Annotated in this window: 21 protein-coding genes; 3 read left to right on the top strand and 18 right to left on the bottom strand. The window is 42.4% G+C overall.

Annotation, left to right across the window (positions count from 1 at the left end; genetic code table 11):
* Positions 1–180 precede the first annotated feature (180 nt).
* Positions 181–600 carry a hypothetical protein gene (locus HMPREF9421_RS00405; RefSeq protein ID WP_006595027.1) on the top strand — a complete coding sequence of 140 codons (420 nt, stop codon included), beginning with the start codon at positions 181–183 and terminating at the stop codon, positions 598–600.
* Between the two features lie 108 nt (positions 601–708).
* Positions 709–1,176, top strand: a complete 468-nt coding sequence (locus HMPREF9421_RS00410; RefSeq protein ID WP_006595028.1) for a hypothetical protein — start codon at positions 709–711, stop codon at positions 1,174–1,176.
* A gap of 210 nt (positions 1,177–1,386) precedes the next feature.
* Here HMPREF9421_RS00410 and HMPREF9421_RS00415 read toward each other — a convergent pair whose 3' ends face one another.
* From HMPREF9421_RS00415 to HMPREF9421_RS00480, 14 genes are all read right to left on the bottom strand, one after another.
* Positions 1,387–3,237, bottom strand: coding sequence for a proline--tRNA ligase (locus tag HMPREF9421_RS00415; protein ID WP_006595029.1), 1,851 nt, complete (start codon positions 3,235–3,237; stop codon positions 1,387–1,389).
* 17 nt (positions 3,238–3,254) lie between these two features.
* Positions 3,255–4,514, bottom strand: a complete 1,260-nt coding sequence (gene rseP, locus HMPREF9421_RS00420; protein WP_006595030.1) for an RIP metalloprotease RseP — start codon at positions 4,512–4,514, stop codon at positions 3,255–3,257.
* A gap of 41 nt (positions 4,515–4,555) precedes the next feature.
* Positions 4,556–5,359: a phosphatidate cytidylyltransferase gene (locus HMPREF9421_RS00425; protein WP_006595031.1), complete on the bottom strand. Its 804-nt coding sequence runs from the start codon at positions 5,357–5,359 to the stop codon at positions 4,556–4,558.
* A gap of 11 nt (positions 5,360–5,370) precedes the next feature.
* Entirely contained in the window at positions 5,371–6,120 is a 750-nt protein-coding gene (locus HMPREF9421_RS00430) for an isoprenyl transferase (RefSeq protein WP_006595032.1), read from the bottom strand.
* Positions 6,121–6,252: 132 nt separating this feature from the next.
* Positions 6,253–6,582: a preprotein translocase subunit YajC gene (gene yajC / locus HMPREF9421_RS00435; RefSeq protein ID WP_006595033.1), complete on the bottom strand. Its 330-nt coding sequence runs from the start codon at positions 6,580–6,582 to the stop codon at positions 6,253–6,255.
* A gap of 187 nt (positions 6,583–6,769) precedes the next feature.
* Positions 6,770–7,015: a hypothetical protein gene (locus HMPREF9421_RS00440; RefSeq protein WP_006595034.1), complete on the bottom strand. Its 246-nt coding sequence runs from the start codon at positions 7,013–7,015 to the stop codon at positions 6,770–6,772.
* A 292-nt stretch (positions 7,016–7,307) separates the two neighbouring features.
* A complete protein-coding gene (locus HMPREF9421_RS00445) occupies positions 7,308–9,413 on the bottom strand; it encodes an ATP-dependent Clp protease ATP-binding subunit (protein ID WP_006595035.1) in 2,106 nt (701 codons plus the stop codon).
* A gap of 358 nt (positions 9,414–9,771) precedes the next feature.
* Complete coding sequence (locus HMPREF9421_RS00450; RefSeq protein ID WP_006595036.1) at positions 9,772–10,536, bottom strand: amino acid ABC transporter ATP-binding protein; 765 nt, start codon at positions 10,534–10,536, stop codon at positions 9,772–9,774.
* A 19-nt stretch (positions 10,537–10,555) separates the two neighbouring features.
* Positions 10,556–11,242, bottom strand: coding sequence for an amino acid ABC transporter permease (locus HMPREF9421_RS00455; protein WP_006595037.1), 687 nt, complete (start codon positions 11,240–11,242; stop codon positions 10,556–10,558).
* A 3-nt stretch (positions 11,243–11,245) separates the two neighbouring features.
* Positions 11,246–11,938: an amino acid ABC transporter permease gene (locus HMPREF9421_RS00460; RefSeq protein ID WP_006595038.1), complete on the bottom strand. Its 693-nt coding sequence runs from the start codon at positions 11,936–11,938 to the stop codon at positions 11,246–11,248.
* Positions 11,939–12,004: 66 nt separating this feature from the next.
* Positions 12,005–12,883 (bottom strand): transporter substrate-binding domain-containing protein, encoded by an 879-nt coding sequence (locus HMPREF9421_RS00465; protein ID WP_006595039.1) that lies wholly within the window; start codon positions 12,881–12,883, stop codon positions 12,005–12,007.
* Positions 12,884–12,910: 27 nt separating this feature from the next.
* The gene (locus tag HMPREF9421_RS00470; RefSeq protein ID WP_006595040.1) at positions 12,911–13,912 is read right to left on the bottom strand and encodes a uroporphyrinogen decarboxylase family protein; all 1,002 of its coding nucleotides are present in this window, start codon (positions 13,910–13,912) and stop codon (positions 12,911–12,913) included.
* A gap of 99 nt (positions 13,913–14,011) precedes the next feature.
* Positions 14,012–14,212 carry a hypothetical protein gene (locus HMPREF9421_RS00475; RefSeq protein ID WP_006595041.1) on the bottom strand — a complete coding sequence of 67 codons (201 nt, stop codon included), beginning with the start codon at positions 14,210–14,212 and terminating at the stop codon, positions 14,012–14,014.
* Between the two features lie 18 nt (positions 14,213–14,230).
* Entirely contained in the window at positions 14,231–15,232 is a 1,002-nt protein-coding gene (locus HMPREF9421_RS00480; RefSeq protein ID WP_006596959.1) for a uroporphyrinogen decarboxylase family protein, read from the bottom strand.
* 319 nt (positions 15,233–15,551) lie between these two features.
* On the opposite strand from HMPREF9421_RS00480, the gene HMPREF9421_RS00485 reads away from it, so the two are divergent.
* Entirely contained in the window at positions 15,552–16,373 is an 822-nt protein-coding gene (locus HMPREF9421_RS00485; protein ID WP_006595043.1) for a Cof-type HAD-IIB family hydrolase, read from the top strand.
* Between the two features lie 31 nt (positions 16,374–16,404).
* On the opposite strand, the gene HMPREF9421_RS00490 is transcribed toward HMPREF9421_RS00485, so the two are convergent.
* The 4 genes from HMPREF9421_RS00490 to HMPREF9421_RS00505 form a co-directional block, all read right to left on the bottom strand.
* Positions 16,405–17,454, bottom strand: coding sequence for an LLM class flavin-dependent oxidoreductase (locus HMPREF9421_RS00490; RefSeq protein WP_006595044.1), 1,050 nt, complete (start codon positions 17,452–17,454; stop codon positions 16,405–16,407).
* 265 nt (positions 17,455–17,719) lie between these two features.
* Positions 17,720–19,528 carry a glutamine--fructose-6-phosphate transaminase (isomerizing) gene (gene glmS / locus HMPREF9421_RS00495; RefSeq protein ID WP_006595045.1) on the bottom strand — a complete coding sequence of 603 codons (1,809 nt, stop codon included), beginning with the start codon at positions 19,526–19,528 and terminating at the stop codon, positions 17,720–17,722.
* A gap of 326 nt (positions 19,529–19,854) precedes the next feature.
* The gene (locus tag HMPREF9421_RS00500; RefSeq protein WP_006595046.1) at positions 19,855–20,733 is read right to left on the bottom strand and encodes an ABC transporter permease; all 879 of its coding nucleotides are present in this window, start codon (positions 20,731–20,733) and stop codon (positions 19,855–19,857) included.
* Positions 20,726–21,655, bottom strand: coding sequence for an ABC transporter ATP-binding protein (locus HMPREF9421_RS00505; protein ID WP_006595047.1), 930 nt, complete (start codon positions 21,653–21,655; stop codon positions 20,726–20,728). Before HMPREF9421_RS00505 ends, HMPREF9421_RS00500 begins: the two co-directional genes overlap by 8 nt.
* Between the last annotated feature and the right edge of the window lie 111 nt (positions 21,656–21,766).

Raw genomic sequence — 21,766 nt, forward strand, 5'->3', positions numbered from 1 at the left:
CGGGGCTCAGTTATGATATAATAGAACAGAATATTTATTAAAAGGAGCCCTCACTGTGAAGAAATTTTACTAGCCGGTGCCTGTCTGCTGACCCTGACTGCCTGTAGCACGCCTAGTCAGAATCAGCTAGAAAACAAACTCAAGCAAACTCAGAGTCAACAGAAAGCCAAAGAAGAAAAGGTGAAGACGAAAACTTTTTCAAGGGCAGTAAGTGCTGATGTCGTCACTAAAATCAAAGTCTACTATCTAAAAGATAAGGTGACTGCTTTTTCTTTCATTCATGAAAAAGAGATCCCTGAAGAGGAACAAGATAAAAGCCGCGAAGAGTTAGCTGACTATTATCAAGAAGACATGGAAAGCAGTCCCTACTTTGAAGCGATGAACAAAGCCAAAGGGATTGAGTTAAAAGTTCTAATTTCTGCAGATAAAAAAACGGTTCGACAATTTGTCACTTTTGATTTGGCCAAGATGGATGTAGATGAAGTGGCCGCGGCTTTGGGCGTGACAAACAAAAAGGGGACCCTCTTTGAAAAACTAAAAGGTAAACCTGAAGACTTTTTTAAAGCTATCGAAGAACAAGGTTTGACAGAAGAAGAATAAAGCTTTCTAATTCATTTTTGAACGTATACCTATTCGCAAATTTTCGTCTTTTTTTTAATCTGAGTTCCTTACTCTAGTTCTATTCACTATAAATTTAAAGGAGTTATTATGCGCCTCACTAAAAAAACAGTTCTGATTGGTATCGCTTCTCTTGTCGTTTTAGGCCTATGTCTATGGGGAGGAAGTTTGTATCTCACTAGGCAAAACGCCCTGAAACGATTTGATGAAAAGTTTATTCACTATCAAGCAAAAAGTGATGACCATCAAACTTTTATTGCACAAGACATCAACAGAAAAGAAGTCTATAATTTATCCTATTCTCCTACTAAAGAAACTGTTGCCATAACAAAAACAATTAAAAAAGGGGATATCTATTCTTCTGATTACCTTTACGGACCAACGACAGTCTATGATATCAAACAAACCGCTGATCGCTATACCATCATCACTTCAGGACATCCCATCCTCGTCGACTTTGGAACGACTTCAGTCAAGGTAACTTATAACAAAGACAGTTTTGAAATACCATACTCTGAGTTGTCTTTTGGAGAGTCTTTCCCTAGCGAAGAGAACTAGATCGCTACTTCTCTAGATTACCACTCTTGAACACTGAACTAACCAAGCTATTAGCTATGGTTAGTTTTTTTTGCAAAAAAATGTTTTTAACTTATTCAGCTCGAGGGTAAATTATTCCGAATAGCAATAATCTCTTAGCGCTTCGGAAAGTCAGGGGGTTAGCTACTTCTTCAGGAAAAGAAAACTGCCAGGTAAAACTGGCAGTTTAGCTTATTTATTTAAAATTGAAAGGGTTTCAAGCAGGTTGTCTGCATGCACTTCAATCGTGTCGCCTGAAGCTTTAATTTTCACTTCTACGACACCGTCAGCTGCTTTCTTCCCAACAGTGATGCGGATTGGCAAGCCAATCAAGTCACTATCGCTAAATTTAACACCGGCACGTTCGTTACGATCGTCCACCAAGACTTCGTAGCCAGCCTTGACCAATTGGTCTTCGATCTTGCTAGTCAATTCAAGACTTGCTTCGTCCTTGACATTGACTGGAATCAAGTGCACATCAAATGGCGCCAATTCTTTAGGGAAGTTGATGCCCCAAGCGTAACGGTATTCACCTTTAGGCGTTTTGTTAACAAAGAGGCGAGCGTGTTGTTCCATGACTGCTGAAAGGAGACGACTCACACCGATACCGTAGCATCCCATGATGATTGGTACAGCACGGCCATTTTCGTCCAAGACATCTGCCCCCATACTTGCTGAGTAACGAGTTCCAAGTTTGAAGATGTGACCGATTTCGATCCCACGCGCAAAGTTGAGAACGCCTTGTCCATCAGGAGAAATTTCACCTTCACGAACTTCACGGATATCCACATACTCAGCAGTGAAGTCACGACCTGGGTTGACACCCATCAAGTGGTAGCCATCTTCGTTGGCACCAACAACCGCATTGCGGCTATCTTGCACCTTGCGGTCAGCAATAATCTTAACATTTTCCGGAAGATTGACTGGGCCAAGTGAACCAAAGTCCGCTCCCAACAATTCTTTCACTTCGGCTTCGGTTGCAGGTTCCAAGAAGTCTGCTCCAAGGTGATTTTTCAATTTGACTTCATTGAGTTGGTCATTGCCGACGAGTAGGGCTACAACTGGCTCCTCGTCTGCGATATAAACCAAGGTCTTGATGGTTTGCTCTTCAGAGATGTTCAAGAAGGCTGCGACTTCATCAATTGATTTAACACCTGGTGTTTCCACACGAGCCACTTCTTCTTCCGTCACAACACGGTTGCTTGGTTTGTAGGCGTTAGTTGCCATTTCCAAGTTAGCTGCATAGCTTGACTCACTTGAGTAGGCAATGGTATCTTCACCAGAAACCATCCATTTGAGCAATTCTGCCTTGATTTCTTCTTGCACTTCTGCAGGAATCTCGTCAAATGATGCAACAGACTTGTCTAACACCACCCAACGGTCAAGGTCTGTACGAGAAGGAGTAATGGCCATAAATTCTTGGCTATCCTTACCACCCATAGCTCCACCGTCACCAATGATGGCTTTGAAGTCCAAGCCACTGCGAGTGAAAATGCGTTCGTAGGCTGCCTTGTACTCATCATAAGTTACATCCAAGCTATCGTAGTTAGCGTGGAAGCTATAGCCATCTTTCATGATGAATTCACGGGTACGAAGAAGGCCATTACGTGGACGTTTTTCATCACGATACTTAGGCTGGATTTGGTACAAGTTCAGTGGCAATTGCTTGTAAGACTTGACAGAATCACGGACAATTGCTGTGAACGTTTCTTCGTGAGTTGGACCCAAGATAAAGTCTGACTTCTCACGATTTTTCAATTTGTACAAGTCTTCCCCGTAAGTTTCATAACGGCCAGATTCGCGCCAAAGATCCGCACTGAGAAGGGCTGGAGCCAACATCTCAACGGCACCAATCTTATCAAATTCCTGGCGCATGATCTTCTTAGCTTTTTCAATCACACGATTTGCAAGTGGCAGATATGAATAAACACCTGCTGATACTTGACGAACATAACCAGCACGGAGCATCAAAGCGTGGCTAATGACCTGCGCATCACTTGGCATTTCGCGAAGTGTTGGAATAAGCATTTTACTTTGTTTCATTCAGATTCATTCCTTTTCTATTTCAAAAATAATTTCATTATATCGTTCCAAGTCACGGCAATCATCAAGATAACCATGACTGCCACTCCAGCAAGGGTCAAGTAGGTTTCTACCTCCTGCTTCAGCGGTTTTCTACGGACCAGCTCGATCAGATTGATCAAGATTTTTCCACCATCCAAGGCCGGAATGGGGATCAAGTTAAAGATTCCGATATTGATGGACAACATGGCCATCAGGGACAGGATAGCTGGAAGTCCTAGCTCCGCTGCTTGTGAACTAGCTTTGTAGATCGCTACCGGACCACCCAACTTGTTCAAACTAAAGTGGAAGATAATATCCTTCAAGGCCGTTAAGATACGAGTTGCGGTGTACCAAGTATCTGTCACACCTGAGAGAAGCTTATCGAAAAAGCCGGTCTTAACGGCATTAATCACACCGATATAATAGCGTCCACCATCTTCTTCTGGTTGGACCGTCACTTTTTGAGTCTTCCCGTCTCGTTCATAGGTGATCGTTACTTCTGGATTTTTTCCTTGGTTACGGGTTGCCTTCTGGACAGAATCGGTCAACTCATCCCAATTGGAAACCTTGTATTCATTGATCTGAACGATCTGGTCATTGTCTTTCAAACCGGCCTTAGCCACTACTCCTTGAGGAACAACTCGAACATGGTTGCTGTAGTAGTCCACTGCTCCTCCCTGCATAAAGGCGAGAAGAGAGTACACAACAATACTTAAGATAAAGTTGTTCATCGGACCAGCAAAGTTGGTAATCAGTCGTCCCCAGATACTAGCATTTTGATACTGCACATCCAGAGGGGCAATCCGTACTTCTGTCCCATCTTCCTCAACGATGGTTGCATCATGGTGGACAGGATAGGTTTTGGTCTCTTCGATGACGATTCCTGTAATCTGAAGTTTATTCTCAAAATCAAAATCTGTGACATTCATGGGGAGAGCTGTCTGGTCGATATTTTTTCCAGAAAGGTTGATCCGAACAACAGTTCCCTCAGGGTTCAAAGTCAGACTGACAGGCGTTCCTGTCTTAATCTCTGTCGTATCTTCGCCCCATCCTGCCATACGAACATAGCCGCCCAGCGGAAGGATTCGAATGGTATAGGCTGTTCCGTCCTTGCCCACATGCGCAAAAATCTTTGGCCCCATCCCAATCGCAAACTCACGGACCAAGATGCCTGATTTCTTTGCAAAATAGAAATGGCCAAACTCATGCACCAGAACAATGACGCCAAAAATGATAATAAAGGCAATAAATTGCATACACGCTCCTTCGTTTTATCTGATGATTATACGATTATTGTTTAAAATAGACCAAAGAATAGCATCAGTGGGAAAACAAAAATCAAGCTATCAAATCGATCCAAGACACCACCGTGACCAGGGATAAAACGGCCAGAGTCTTTCACTCCAAAATGGCGCTTGATGGCACTTTCGACGAGGTCACCAAACTGAGCTGCTATACTGAAAAGAATGGTAAAGAGAATCATGGTTACCCAACCGTAAGATCCCGCAACAGTACGATCTAGGATCATAAAGATCATCGTCACAACGACTGCACAAGCAATCCCGCCTAGACTTCCTTCAACAGTCTTATTAGGTGACACTCTTGGCAAGAGTTTTTTCTTACCGAACTGGCTCCCAATAAAGTAGGCCCCTGAATCCGTAGCCCAAACAATAAAGAGGGCCAAGAGAATTTTATCCACACCTGCTAAGCGCGCCTGAATCAAGGCGTGGAATCCAAAGCCGACATAAAAGCTAGAGGCGATTGGATAGACAACCTCATCATAGGTATAGCCTTGTGCTAAGACAGTTGTCCCCATCAATAGCAAGACCAAGAGCCCGTAGGCGATGAAATTGCCACCTGCTGGCAAGAAAGGAAGGTAACTCTCTAAAGGCAGGGCTAACACAAGAGCTGCTAGCATAGCCAAGGCTCCTTCGATGGTTTCGGTCTGCAAGCCTTTCATCTTCAACAATTCATGAACACCCAACATAGCGATGAGTCCCACTACAATCTGAAAAACAACTCCTCCAACAAGGACGACTGGAATAAAGAAAGCTAAGGCGATTCCTCCAAAAATCACTCGCTTCTGTAAATCTTTTCTCATCTATTTCTCTCCTATACACCACCAAAGCGTCGATGACGATGGCTGTATTCTTCTATTGCATCATGCAAGGCCTTTTCTCCAAAATCTGGCCACATCACATCGGTAAAGTAAAGCTCACTATAGGCCGCTTGCCAAGGCAAAAAGTTACTCAAGCGAAGCTCCCCACTTGTCCGAATAATCAGGTCAGGATCTCGCAAGTCCTTGGGTAGACTACTGGTATACAGATAATTGGCAATGGTCTCTTCTGTAATATCACCCGGATTTAAGTGCGCATCGAGAACTTCCTGGGCGATTTGTTTGACTGCTTGGGTCAGTTCCGCCCGTCCTCCATAGTTCAAGGCAAAATTCAAAATCAAGCCTGTATTGGAGTGGGTTAACGCCTCTGCCTTTTCCAGAGCCTCTAAGGTTTCCTTTGGAAGACGGGAAACCTCGCCAATCATCTGGATCTTCACATTATTTCTATGAAGTTCTGGAACAAAGCGATCGTAAAATTCAACTGGAAGATTCATGATAAAACTCACTTCCTGTTGAGGACGCGTCCAGTTTTCAGTTGAGAAAGCATAGACCGTTAGAGCTTTCACTCCCATCTCCTTGGCTGCGATGGTTACTTCTTGCAGAGCCTCCATGCCTGCCTTGTGGCCAAAGACACGAGGTTGCATCCGTTTTTTGGCCCAACGACCGTTCCCATCCATAATGATTCCAATGTGCTTGGGCACTTCTAGGGGAACACTTAACTTTTCTTTCTTTTTAAAACGAAACATGTTTTTCTACCTATTTCACTGTTTTTATCGCTTCATTATATCATAAATCCGCTTAAAATGGCAGTCTAGCCCCTTTTCTAGAGGGTATATATCTAAAAATGAAAAAAGCGACCTTTTGATCGCTCTTTCTTATTATTCACCGTCGATGATAGAATCTGAGTCACCAGCGCCTTCAACTGCACCAGCTGTCACCCCTTCTGAAACTGGCAAAACTGTTTTAATAGCTGTCAATTCAAATGTGAGGTATACGCCATCCACATCCAAGACAACGGTTTTCCGTTCAGTGTCTACTTCATCAACTGTTCCATACAAACCACCGATGGTAATCACTTCATACCCTTTTTGAAGCTTGTTCAAGCTTTCCATCCGTTTTTGGTATTGTTTCTTTTGGCTACGGCTCATGAAGAACATCATTCCGACCATTAGCGCAAGCATAAATAGCAAGGTTGTACCACTTTGCATACCATTTCTCCTTTTTAAATCATATATGCTCTACTATAGCAAATTTTATAGGCATTTTCAATACGAACCCTTGATTTTCAAAAAATAAGTCGGTAGATTGAGGTGGTCTGCCCTCTATTCGATTCGAACATCTTTTCTAGTAATTCCTTTTTTAGAAAAAGAAAAAACCATAAAAAATAGGTTTTTGCTAATCGATTGCAATTCCATATTTTTCATGATTTTTATCATACCATTCAATCAACAACATGGCTGTTTGATAGGTAATGTTTTTAATTTTACTGGTTCCTTTTGTCAAGGTAGCTAGACTCATCTTACTAATATCTGTCTCAGTCGCTACTCTATAACTTGTCACCTTTCCATCCACCATCAATTGAACGACAGCTTCAACTTTCTTATAATCTTTTGTCGAATAAATATCAATTGGATTTTTCATAAAATCATCCTATCCCCTTAAATTTAGTCTTTTATATATTATATAATTTATTTGTTCATTTATAAGAAAATCTTGCTTACAGACGCTTTCTAAGGCATTTTCATACTGTATTTTGCACCAATTTATGAAAAATCATACCTATTTTTTATCATTTTTCACTTTCTGGGAAAAAAAACGATAAAACTATACCTTATATATTTTTCTTTTGTTGACATAAAAAAAGGCTAAGAATTTTTTCTTAGCCTCCTTTTTCAAACTGATTTTCTCTCGTTTATGGTGCTAGATGCCCTAGTTATTCTTCTGAGTTTCCACTCTCTTTAATAACCAATTCTCCATCTTCCATATCTGCTAGCAAGTGTTTAGCATCAAGATTATCCAAGTGGAAGTCTGTCACTTTATCTCGGATTTGTTGTTCAACCACACGACGGAGTGGACGAACACCCATAACTTCATCATATCCTTCTTCAGTCATGTATTCTTTGGCAGCATCGCTCACTGTCAAGTCGATGTCTTTCTTAGCAAGAGTTTTGTTCACTTCTACTAACATCAAGTCAACAATCTTAGAAAGGTCTTCCTTGCTCAAGTGTGAAAATTCAATCACAGCGTTGAAACGGTTCAAGAATTCTGGACGGAAGAATGGTTTCAAACGATCCATGAGTTCTGGCTTGTCCGCATCTTCTGTCAAGTTCGCTTCGTAACCAAAGCCAGCGTTTGAAGTGGCGATAATCACTGTATTCTTGAAGTTGACCGTGTTCCCTTGACCGTCTGTCAAACGACCATCATCCAAGACTTGAAGAAGAAGGGTGATCACTTGAGGATCCGCCTTTTCAATCTCATCAAGAAGGACGATAGAGTATGGATTACGACGGACGCGTTCAGTTAATGTATTGTTGTTGTCATCGTAACCTACATAACCTGCAGTTGTACCGATCAATTTAGATACGGCTGTACGGTCGCTATATTCTGACATGTCCAAACGGATGATGGCATCTTTAGTACCGAACATATCAAGGGCTAATTGTTTAGCCAACTCTGTTTTACCAACACCAGTAGGTCCGACGAAGAGGAAGCTACCGATTGGACGGTTACCTTCATCAAACCCTGCACGGTTCCGACGGATCGCTTTTGAAACAGCTTCAACGGCTTTGTCTTGACCGATAACTTTCGTTTGCAAACGGTGACCCATATCTTTCAAACGTTCGATGTCCGTAGCCCCCATTTGAGAAACAGGAATACCAGTCATCCGTTCGACAGACTCAGCTACGTCATTGACAGTTGCAGTCACCTTGTGATCTTCTGTATGGTTAGCAATTTGTTTTTCCAATTCTTCGATCCGAATTTTTGCATTAAGGGCTGCTTCGTAATCTTCTTTTGCAGCAGCTTCTTCTTGTTTAGTTTTTTCCGCTTGGATTTCGTGCTCAACCGCATGTACATCTGTCACTGGGTGTTGTGCTGCCAAGTGAGCAGCTGTCACATCGACCAAGTCAATGGCCTTATCCGGCAAGCTACGTTGTGGAATGTATTGAACAGAGTAATCAACAGCAGCTTTCAAGACTTCATCTGGCAAGACCACATTGTGGTGTTGTTGATACAGTTCACGGATTCCTTGGAGGATCTTGAAGGTATCTTCAGCAGATGGAGCATTGACCTTGACTTCGTTGAAACGACGTGCAAGAGCTGCATTTTTCAAGATAGTGTTGCGGTATTCATCTTGAGTCGTTGCCCCAATCACGGTCAATTCACCACGTGAAAGAGCTGGTTTCAAGATATCCGCAAGACCTTTAGATCCACTATCACCACCGATTGAGCCAGCACCAAGGATTTGGTGAATTTCATCAAAGAAGAGAATGACATTTCCCATGGCTTTGACTTCTTGGATCATATTTTGGATATTTTCTTCAAAGCTACCACGGTATTGCGTACCAGCTTCTAGACCAGAAATATCGATGGAAATAATTTCTTTGTTCTTGATGGCTGCTGGAACGTCACCATTCACGATAGCTTGGGCCAAGCCTTCTACAACGGCTGTTTTACCAACACCCGCATCCCCTACAAGAACAGGATTGTTCTTAGTACGGCGAGAAAGAATTTCAGAAGTTTCTTGAATTTCTTTATTACGTCCAATAACTGGATCTAGCTTACCTTCACGAGCTTCTTCGGTCAAGTTACGACCAAGCTTCGCAAGGATCCCATCTTGTTTCATGCCTTTGCCTTGTTGGTGTTGCACGGGCTCACTTCCTTCAGTTGGAAGTTGACCAGTTTGACGGTAAATGGCGAATTCTTCAGGTGTTACTTCACGACCATTGATCATGTAGCGACGGCTTTCAGAACGAAAACCACCCATGTTTCCCATTAGTTGATTGAAAAGATCATCCATATTGTTAAAGTTGTTGTTCATAGTTATTACCTCGTTTTACATAATTTTAATTTATTCTTGAAAATGAGTAGCCGATTTGGCTACTTTATGTTTTTTACATAATTTTATTTTACTTTTAAATGAATAGCCTCGAGGGCTAGGATCTTGTATTTCTTCTTTTATCAATTAGTTTTCTATATTTTGGAAATAGCATTTCACCATCTCCTTTCCACTATTGATCCTGTAAACTTTTGAGATTTTCTCAACCTCTTTTTGTTTACATAAATTATTATAAAGCAGACTGGGTTTTTTGTCAACACTTTTTTACATAATTTTTTACATTTTTTAAAAAAATTTTTCCGAAGCAAAAAAACACACCCTTACCAGGGTGTGCCTCTTATCAAATCATGTATTCGACGCTGTAGGTGGCGTCGGATAGAATCCGTGAAAGGAATTGTTTGGTTCGTTCTTCTTTTGGACTGTTGAAGAATTCATGCGGTTCATTTTCTTCGATGATGTGCCCGCCATCCATAAAGATGACGTGGTTGGCCACATCACGCGCGAAGCCCATCTCATGGGTTACGACAACCATGGTTACGCCTTCTTGAGCCAATTGCTTCATGACATCTAAGACGTCCCCGACCAATTCTGGGTCTAGCGCTGAAGTTGGCTCATCCAGCAAGATCACGTCGGGTTTCACTGCGATGGCACGCGCAATCCCGATCCGTTGCTGCTGACCACCTGACAATTGAGAAGGATAGTAATCCTTATAAGCGAGGAGGCCGACTTTTTCAAGGGCGGATTCTGCCCGTTGGATGGCTTCTTCTTTTGGAATCTTCCGAGCCACAATCAGGCCCTCTAAGATATTTTCAATCGCTGTTTTATTAGCAAAGAGATTGTAATGCTGGAAGACAAAGGCTGTCTTTTGGCGGATTTCTAGAATTTCTTTTTTGCTGAGCTTTGAGAGATCATACTCTTTTCCACCCAAAGTCAAACGGCCTGTGTCTGCCTTTTCCAAGTGATTGAGGCAGCGAAGGAAGGTTGTTTTTCCTGATCCAGATGGACCCAAAATAACGACGACATCCCCTTGGTTGACCTTGAGATTAACATCTACCAAGACTTGGTGGTCCTTAAATTTTTTCGATACGTGTTCTACTTCTAACATCTTCTCATTTCTCCTTCTTCTATGCGAGTGTCAGGCGTTTTTCTAAGAGGTTGAATCCCCACTGAATCACCCCACAAATGACAATATAAAGAATAAAAATCACTAAATAGGATTCAAAATATTGATAGCCATAAGAGGCTTCGACCTTGGCAATGGCGGTGATATCCTTGATGGTCATGACAAAGACAAGGGAGGTTCCTTTGACCAAGTTGATGACCAGGTTACACAGATTAGGCAGGGCCGCACGCAAGGCTTGTGGAAAAACAATGCGGATATAGGCTTGGCGGTTGGTCAAGCCAATGGCTTGCGCTGCTTCTAGCTGGCCCTTATCCACCGTCAGAATGGCTGACCGTAAAATTTCAGCTAGACTTCCTGTCGTCATCAAGCTAAAGATGATAAAGGCATAGTAAATGGGATTGATCTCAAAGACATTAAAGTGACTGCCTATGCTCTTAAAAAAGCTATTTAAGAGACTGGGAAAGAGACTATAAAAGAAGAGAATCAAGAGAATTGGAGGTGTCGCGCGGATAAAGGCTAAGTAAACCACTGAGAAACTGCGAACCCCTTTGACCTTATAGATCTGGCCGAGTGCCAAAAAGAGGGCTGGAAAAAAACTCAAGAGAATCGATACGACCATGATCAGAAGGGTCACTGGAACGCCACCCAAGGTGGCTAGAAACGTTTTACTAATAAAATTGAAATCCATAAGCTACCTTTCTGTTACACTGAGTCGTTTTTCAAGCAATTGAGCGGAGAAGGAAATCACAAGGGCAATAGCCCAGTAGATCACTGCTACGGCTGTATAGGTCTCGAGGGAATAATTTCCAAGATTGCGACTGATCAAGTTGTTTCCTGCTCCCATGATATCGATAAAGCCAATGGTATAAGCCAATGCCGCATCGCGCATGAGGTTCAAGATGGCAGTCGTCATATTTGGAAGAGCCACGCGAAAGGCTTGTGGAAGGACAATCCGCCAAATAGTCTGAGCTGGTGTCAAACCAATACTCAAGCCCGCTTCCATCTGACCTTTTGGAATGGCCAAATAGGCTGCCTTAAAGACCTCAGAAATCATTGCCGCAAAGAGAAGAAACATGGCAATCAGGACAAAGACAAACTTGGACCAGTGGTCAATGTCAATGCCCAACCACCAGTTCAAAAATTGGGGCAGTCCATAAAAGACCAAAAAGAGCAAGACAATCGGAGGGGTACAACGCAAGGTAAAGACATAGCCTTTGGCCAGACCTGCTCCTACCTTATCTTCTGATACTTGTGCCCAGGTCAAAACCAAGCCAAATGCCGAACCTAGAAGCGTCGTTAACACCATCAAAGCTAGGGTCGCTGGTAGGGCTTGGACCAAGGTTGGGAGAAAAGTCCAGACCTTGGAAATGTCGTATGAGACCATGTTTCTTTTCCTTTCTGTATCCGTATAGAAATAAGGAAGCTGGGGCTATGCGCACCCAGTTTCTTCTTATTTTTCTTTATCTACATAACTGAAGACATCTTCACCGAAATATTTTTCGGATAGTTTAGCAAGCGTCCCATCTTCTTCCAATTCTTTGATGGCCTTGCTGTAGGCTTCCGCAAATTTTTCGTTTTTCTTATCCTTATGAATCAATGGGTAAGTTGGAATTCCTTTGTAGGCAAACCAGCTCAGTTTGTCTGCATATTGGTGGTAAGAACCATCTTTATCTGTGACAGCTTTTTCAAAGGAAAGTTTGATGTCAAAGAAGCCGTCGTAACGTCCTTCCAGAACCCAAGCATAGGCATCTGCGACTTTGAAAGATTCTGCAGCTGTTAATTCGATTGGTTGGTCCTTATGCTTTTCATTGTATTCTTTGATGACATTCCATTGGGCATTTTGTGGTGAAATTGGAACCAATTTTCCTTTTTCTTTAGCAAAATCATCGATGTTCTTGTATTTATCCGCATCTTCTTTCCGTACGGTAAATCCGATGATACTGGCTCCGATTGGTTCTTTTGGAATGATAAATTTCTTGGCGCGTTCTTCGGTATACCAAGCTCCTTTGGTTCCAATATCGTATTTACCAGATTCTAGACCAATCAAGAGGTCGTCGTCACTCGTTCCAGTATACTCAAACTTGTAGTCTGGTAGCTTTTCGTCAATAGCTTTGAGCACAGCTACTTCATAGCCATCTGATTCCCCTTTTTCATCAACGAAATCATACGGCACGTAGTTTTGCGTGTGGGCCACTTTCAAGGTTGTTACTTTATTAGATCCTGTTGATTCTTTGCTGTCGTTTGCGTGGTTCAAGCTTCGACCAATAATCGTTGCACCTGCAAGGGCAAGAACAGCCACCCCACCGATAATCCATGTTTTTTTACTCATATTCTCTTTTCTCGCTTTCTATTTTCCTTATTCTGCTGCAGCTTCACGAACCCATTCGATTCGTTCTTCATCAATGTCACTTGGGATAGTACAATCCGCACCGATGACCAAGCCTGTGGTTCCTGTCTCTGCTATGATGCGTTTGGTTTCTGCTTGGATGGCAGCCTTGTCTCCTGTGTAGAGAAGACCAGTTTTGCCATTTTCAAAACCACCGAGAACCGTGCGTCCACCGAAGATTTCGCGTCCTTCTGCTAGGCTAATCCCTTCGGGTCCGACTGCCCAGTTAATGACTGGGGCTGGATAGTCTGTGAAGAGATGGATATCATTGCGAGCTCCTTCGTAGCCACAGATATGAAGAATATTTACGCCACCGGCTTCCTTAGCTGTCTCTAAGACATGGAGTTCACTAGGCGCGATGACTTGTTTGTAAACTTCCTGACTGACACGCGCATCTTGGATGCTTTGAACACTGAGGTAGATCCCGTCTGCTCCAGCTTCTTTAATGATTCGTTGGCTCAAACTTGCAATATCTTGGCCAATGGTATCCAATACTTTTTTAAGAGTGGCTGCATCTTGATCGATAAAGTTGGCGATCAAGTCATCTCCACCTGACACTTCTCCGACCAACCATTTGAAGTAGGTCACTGGAGCAAAGATGTTGTAGATTGCTACAATGTCCTCTTCAAAACCAGCGCGAATTTTTTTGACCAATTCTACCTGCTCTGTGATCCATGGATGATCTGCTCCAAGGGGTTCAATCCCTGCTAAATCCGAGATGTTTTCAAGGCCCTTGTAAATAGCTGGGTTTGGATAAGCAAAGTAGCCATCACTCATGAGTTTGACAAAGTCTGGTTTGACCTTGTGTAGGAAGTTTTTATGACCATTGAGGTTTTTTTCAATAATTTCAGGATTGGAAAAACCTTTCAACCATTCTTCTTCCCTTGTAAAGTGATGCCAAAAGCCAACTGGCACACGGTCAACCGCTTCCCCTCTGAAAGCTTTTAAAACTAATTCTCTTTTTGTGGACATGTTCTTACCTCGTTCTATTCTTTTCTTGCTAGTTATCTTAACACTTGGACTTTTATTTGACTAATATATATTTTTTATCAAGCCCTTCATCTTTTTTTATCACTGATCTTCTAGGAGCAGGACTCCTGCTAGATCAGACGGGCGAATGAGGGAGAGACTATGAGCTGGAATTTTCTCCAGTCTTTCCACATCCGGATCCGTTTTGCTTTCCTCTTGACTGCTAGCGGCAGCAACTTTTGCGAGTCCTAGGACTAGGAATAAAGCTACCAGCATCAGACACCAAATATTGATTTTTTTCATCTCCCTCTCCTTTCTCTTTTATAAGACAGCTGCTTGGCGCACCCAATCAAGACGTTCCAATTGGAAATCGTCTGGCACGGTGCAGTCTGCTCCAAGGATCAAACCGCGACTTCCAGCTTCTGCCACCAAGCGACGGGTTTCTTGCTCGATAGTTGCTCGTTCCCCTTGGTAGAGCAAGCCTTTCTTACCATTGACAAAGCCACCCAAGACGGCGCGATTGCCAAAGAGCTTGCGCCCCTCTGCTAAGCTGATCCCTTCATGATGGGTCGCCCAGTTGATAACCTGAGCTGGATAATCCTTGAAGAGTTCCACTTCATTGCTAGCTCCTTCAAAGCCACAGATATGAAGGATATTGATGCCACCCGCTTCATTGGCCGCTTCTAGGACAGCGATACTGCTCGGTTCAATAATCTTGCGGTATTCTTCATCTGTCACGCGCTCATCTTGGATCTGCTGAGTTGAGAAGTAAATCCCTTCCACTCCCGCTTCTTGGATCAAGCGGCGACTAAGAATAGCGATATCTTCAGCAATGACATCAAGTACATGGGCCAAGGTTTCTGGATCTTCCTTGATAAAGTCCGCAATCACTTGATCCCCGCGAGAATGATCTGTCCGGAACCAGCGTTTCAAATAAGAAATGGGCGAGAAGATGTTGTAGAAAGAAGCAATCTCCTCATGAAAATGAGAACGAATTTCCTTGACCACTTCAATTTGTTTTTCAATCCAAGGATGATGCTCTCCGATGGGCTGAATATCCTTTAATTCTTGGATTGATGTGATCTCTCTCGAATAAAGAGCACTCGGATAGCGGAAGAAGCCATCGCTCATAATCTTGACAAAATCAGGGGAAATTTCTTCAACATAGTGTTGGTGTCCTTTGATACTTTTTTCAAGTACGGCCGGATTGTCTAGACCCAATTCTTTTTCTTCTTGGGTCACATAATGGAGCCAAAATCCTACAGGAATTCGCTCTACTGCTTCGCCTCGAATGGCACGAAGAACCAATTCTTTTTTACTCATACCGTGAAACCTCCTCAATCTCTTCTCCAAAAGGAAGACTGATTGCTGCCCTTCTGAAATTTGTAACCATGATATCACCTCGAAAAGTAGCTGACTAATATATTTTCCCTATCAAGGCCTTAAAATTTCTTTATTGAGGTAGGTATCAAAAAAAGCGCAAGCCCTTGAAAATAAAGCCTTGCGCGCATTCTGATCTATTATTTTATTTTTGAAGAAAGGAACCTACTTTGAAAATTACTTGACCCCGTTATAAGAATCAACTATACCCCTCCTTTTCATTCTCCTAAAATATGGTATACTAAAGAAAAAGGAGGTGCCTATGTCTTCCATTCGTTTAATTGTCAGTGATATTGACGGAACCATTCTGGACCAGCAGCATCAGGTCGATCCCGACCTCATCGAACTCATCCCCAAGCTCCAAGAAAAAAAGATTCCTTTTATCTTGGCATCGGCTCGTTCTCCTATCGGGATTGCTCCTATCGCAAGAAGATTGGGCGTCCACCAGGAACCAATCGCTTGCTATAATGGAGCTCTCATCGTCAAGGGAGAAGAGATTCTATTTGAACACAGCCTGAACAAAGATGAGATCCGCACCTTCCTCCATCGTGTGGAAGAACTAGATTCCAGCATTTCGATTAATTGTTATAGTGGGTCAGTCTGGTTTAACTCCAGAGAGGACCAGTGGACCCAAGTTGAGGCTTCGATTACTGGTGAGACGCCACAGATACAGCCCCTTTCTCAGACCCTCTCTGACGATGCTCTCCATCTACATAAATTGCTCTTGATCGGCGATACTCAGAACATTCAAGAACTCTATCAGAAGCTGGATCCACAAGAATTTCCTCAGACTGCTTTCTACCTTTCAAAGGAAAACTACCTAGAAGTCACCGCCAAGTCCGTCTCAAAAAGAGATGCTGTCCTTGAACTGGCTGCTTATTACCAGGTCCCTTTAGAACAGGTCATGACCATCGGGGATCACTTCAATGACCTCCCCATGATTCGTCTGGCTGGACTTGGAGTTGCCATGGGAAATGCTCCTGAAGCCGTCCAAAAGGAAGCTCAAGTTGTCACCAGTAGCAACCAAGAGCACGGCGTAGCAAAAGCAATCCAAGAGTATGTCTTATCACCATCAAACAAATAACCTATGAAGTTTCTTCCTTCATGGGTTTTTATTACCCTTCTTTCATGACAAAGTAAGCACGCACTTTTGGTGCGACTTGCGTTCCAAAAAGTTCAATAGCTCGAAGAACTTGATCATGTGGCATAGAACCAAGCGGTAAGTGCAACATAAAGCGATCCAAGCCTAAATCCTCAATCATACGGATCATTTTTTCTGCTACTTGATCTGGATTTCCCACAAACATAGCGCCATTTGGCCCCACCTGCTCAAGATATTGCTCATAACGCAATTCCTGCCAGTGCGGACGGTCTTTAGAAATCGCATCCACCACTTGCTTGGTCGGATGGAAATAATCTTTCACTGCCTGCTCGCCATCTTCAGCAATCCACCCCCAAGAATGGGCTCCCACTTTCAAGTCTTTGTCAGCATGACCCGCTTCGCTTCCAATCTCACGATAAGCTTGAATCAACTTTTTAAAATAGCGAGGATTGCCACCGATAATCGCATAGACAATCGGCAAACCAGCACGGGCAATCTTGATGGTTGACTCAACGTTCCCTCCTGTCGCTACCCACAGAGGCAATTTTTCCTGAACTGGACGTGGATAGACTTCTTTTCCAGCAATGCTTTGGGTCAATTGTCCACGCCAGTTCACTTTGGTGCTTTCATTTGCCAGCTGAAGCAGGTCCAATTTTTCATCAAAGAGGGCTTCATAGTCTTTCAGGTCATAGCCAAACAGAGGAAAGGACTCGGTGAATGAACCACGCCCAGCCATAATCTCCGCACGTCCGTTTGAAAGGGCATCGATGGTGGCATATTGTTGGAACAAACGGATGGGATCCATACTCGAGAGGATGCTGACAGCACTGGTCAAACGAATCTTCTTGGTATTCACCGCACCAGCTGCAAGGACAATCTCTGGCGCTGATACCGCAAAGTCCTCCCGATGATGCTCCCCAATGCCATACACATCCAAACCAACCTTATCAGCCAACTCTATCTCTGCCACCAACTGACGGATTCGTTCATCATGACTGTATACTTGTCCAGTCCCATTTAAGGCTGTTGTTTCACCAAATGTTGAAATTCCTAATTCTACCATACTGATTTACTCGTTTCATTATTAGTTATTTTGGGATTTTATCACTAATTAGTTATAATTGCAAAAAATTTGCTTATTAAAAAAAGGCTGGGACAAAAGTCCTAGCCTCTCAATTGTTTTTGGATTGTCGAGCAAGACGCAGTGGTTGAGTGGGCTCTACTACGCTGATTTCATCAGCTTTTACAGCCCTACTCAACTGTGCGGAGGTGGGACGACGAAATCGAATTCTATCGAATTACCGATTTCTGTCCCGCTCTCTCTTAGATTATTCTACTGTTACGGATTTAGCAAGGTTCCGTGGTTTGTCTACATCAAGTCCACGGTGGAGGGTTGCAAAGTAAGCGACTAATTGTGTTGGTACGACCATTGAGATTGGTGAGAGGTAAGGGTGTACGGTCGTAAGAACGATATCGTCTGTATCTTTGGCAACATTTTCTTCTGCGATGGTGAGGACCTTAGCACCACGCGCTGCCACTTCTTGGATATTTCCACGAGTGTGGTTAGCAAGAACTGGGTCTGACAAGAGGGCCAAAACAGGTGTTCCATCCTCAATCAAGGCAATGGTTCCGTGCTTGAGCTCTCCAGCCGCAAAACCTTCACATTGGATGTAAGAAATCTCTTTGAGCTTGAGACTGGCTTCCATGGCTACATAATAATCTTGACCACGTCCGATGTAAAAGGCGTTGCGTGTTGTTTCAAGAAGGTCACGAACCTTAGCATCAATCAATTCTTTTTCTGAAAGGGTTGACTCGATAGACTGAGCCACGATAGACAACTCATGAACCAGGTCAAAAGCTTTGGCTTTTTCATTGCCATTTGCTTCACCAACCGCTTTTGCAAGGAAAGCAAGGGCTGCGATTTGGGCTGTATAAGCCTTAGTTGATGCTACAGCAATTTCAGGACCTGCATGAAGCAACATAGTATGGTTGGCTTCACGTGAAAGGGTTGATCCTGGCACGTTTGTCACTGTCAAGCTTGGGATTCCCATTTCATTGGCCTTAACCAAAACCTGACGGCTATCAGCTGTTTCACCAGATTGACTGATAAAGATGAAAAGTGGTTTCTGGCTGAGAAGTGGCATCCCATAACCCCACTCAGAGGAGATACCCAGTTCAACTGGTGTATCCGTCAATTCTTCCAACATCTTCTTAGAAGCAAATCCTGCGTGGTAAGATGTTCCAGCTGCAAGGATGTAGATGCGGTCAGCGTCTTGAACAGCCTTGATGATGGCTGGGTCTACCACTACTTGACCAGCCTCATCTGTGTAGGCTTGAATGAGCTTACGCATCACCGTTGGTTGCTCATCAATTTCTTTGAGCATGTAGTAAGGGTAAGTTCCCTTACCGATATCTGACAAGTCAAGTTCAGCAGTGTAGCTAGCACGCTCACGGCTGTTGCCATCGTAGTCTTGCACTTCAACGCTATCAGCTTTCACAATTACCAACTCTTGGTCATGGATCTCCATATATTGGTTGGTTTCACGAATCATGGCCATAGCATCTGAGCAGACCATGTTATAGCCTTCTCCAAGACCAATCAAAAGTGGTGATTTGTTCTTGGCCACGTAGATGACATCTGGATTTTCAGAGTCAATCAAGGCAAAGGCATAAGATCCACGGATGATGTGAAGAGCCTTTTTAAAGGCTTCAAGTACTGACAAGCCATCTTCTTCCGCAAATTTCCCAATCAAGTGAACGGCGATTTCTGTATCTGTTTGTCCCTTGAAGTGGTGACCCGCAAGGTATTCTTCCTTGATTTCGAGATAGTTTTCAATCACACCATTGTGCACCAAGACAAAACGTCCTGTCTCAGAGCGGTGTGGGTGAGCATTATCTTCCGTTGGTTTCCCGTGAGTCGCCCAACGAGTATGTCCGATACCAGTTGTTCCCTCAACACCAGCCGTTTTAGCAGACAATTCCGCAATACGACCAACCGCTTTCACCAAATGGTTTTCAGCACCACCTAGGACAAAAATCCCCGCAGAATCATAACCACGGTATTCAAGCTTTTCAAGTCCTTGAATCAAAATATCCGTTGCATTTGTATTTCCAACAACACCAACAATTCCACACATAGTATACACGACACAGACAAGCTGTGCTTTCTCCTTCTATAAAAATGAAAGAAAATAGGTATCCGTACTTGAGTTCCCTTATTTTCTTAGCCAATTTATAAAATTGGTCTAGTCTGATTCGATAGAAAAATTATCAGCGGAGTCAGTATACAATGCTTTTTTCTGTTTGTCAACCTTCAAAATATCAAAAATTGGTCTAGTTAAGAAAGGATTAAGAAAAACCTATCAACTTTTTTAGTGATAGGTTAGGATGATTGGCTTATTTTTAGATCGTTATTGATGCCAACTGATCTAAATGCCTATCGAGTAATTGTATAAGTTTCACTTCATTTTTTGATCTTTTTAATCATCAAATCAACTCCCAGCAAAACAACTATAATAATGAAAATATAGGCAAACATGGACTGACTCGATAGATGTTCCCCACTCGCATTCTTCAAGATAATCCCATAAGATTCTTTGTAGTTCGTAATTACTGTAGACGGTGCATGATCAAAGACTTTACTAATTGCATCTTTCATTAAAATCTGTTTTAGTAGTGCATTCACTTGTGTCAAAGGGAACCAGGACATGACCTGTTGCAAGCTTTCTCCTACGGATCCAATCGAAAGATAAACACCTGAAATGAATCCGATAAAAGTTCCAACTATTGTACTCAAAGTTGTAAATGCTGAACTGGTTCGAATAAAAGCTAGGATTGGCAGAATAATAGTTGCAGACAACATCGTTCCCATTGTGACAACTCCTAAAATAGATAAGTAGTCCATCATAGAATAGTCAAGAAGAGCACTAAAACCATTAAACATACCAATTGCAAAGATACAAGAGAACATGGTCATAATAATCCCAAATAAAATCGCAAAGATCGCATACGATAGTTCAATTTTAAAGTTAGAAACTGGACTGACTTTAAAGTCCTCACTCAATTTCTTTTCTCTATCCGAAACCATCACTCCAAATGCACCAAGAGTACTGGTCATTGAAATAATGGTCGTTAAACCTGAGATTAACCAATAATTGACCATCTGGACGGTGTCCGTAGAGGCGGTATCACTATTCAAAGCCTCCTTGATGGCATCAATCTGAATTTGTCCTAAAAAGACTTGATAAACCAAGATTAAGATGATGACTGATAAGAAGGACATAAAGAAAGCTAAGCGATCTCTTGTATAGACTTTCCGATTTCTAGAGATTAATTCAAGCATTCCCTTCTCCTCCTTTAGATCTTAGTAAGTTCAAATAAGCTGCTTCTAAATTTGAATATTCTACATTAAACGTTTCAATAATTGATTTTCCTTGATTTTCTGCAATAATTTCCATCATCTCTTCAACGGAAACATCCTTACATACGACTTCTGCCTCCGAAAGGATCTGACACTTATTAGCAAACGTAGAAACTGATAATGATTTCAGTGATCTTCCTGGTTTTAACGTAAGATTCAGGTTAGTGGTTGAATGCTGTTTAATAAAATTGGCAATATCTCCTGAATAGTACAAGTTCCCTTCAATTAAGACATTTAAGACATCACAAGCAGCCATCTCTTCTAAATAGTGTGTAATTAGAACGACTGTCATATTATCTTTCTTATTCAACTGATGAATCGCTTCCCATAAATCATGACGAGATTGTGGATCTAAACCAGTTGTTGGCTCATCTAACAAGAGCAAAGACGGTTGTGGCAATAAAGCTCGGGCAATATCTACTTTTCGTTTTTGTCCTCCTGATAAACTGCCATAGCTTTTCTTTTTAAGAGTAGCTACATCCAAATAGGATTGCAGATCTTTAATACGCTTTTGTACTTGTGATTTTGATAATCCATACAAGGCTCCTCGAGAAATCAGGTTTTCCTCTACCGTTAAATGATCATCTAGACGATTGCTTTGAAATACAATACCGATATGTCGATAAAAATCTTTCGTTGACAAGGATTTTCCATCTACCTCCCAAAAAATCTCTCCTGAACTTGGCTTGAAATTCTGAATCAACAAATTAAAAAGCGTTGTTTTTCCAGCTCCATTTGGTCCAAGAAGTCCATAAAATTTCCCCTCCTCAAGAACTAAATCAATTCCTTTCAAAGCCTCAAAGGAACCGTAGCTTTTCTTTACATTGTGTAATCTAATTTCCATTTTCTGACACCAAGATCCTTTTTTCTTTCCTTGTAATCTCAGTATACCTAATTTCTATCCTCTAACGTGAGGACATTCATGTCCTGTCTAACCTTCATTTTCACTAAAAAA

The organism is Streptococcus australis ATCC 700641 (assembly GCF_000186465.1).
In the GTDB taxonomy this organism is placed as follows: Bacteria; Bacillota; Bacilli; order Lactobacillales; family Streptococcaceae; genus Streptococcus; species Streptococcus australis.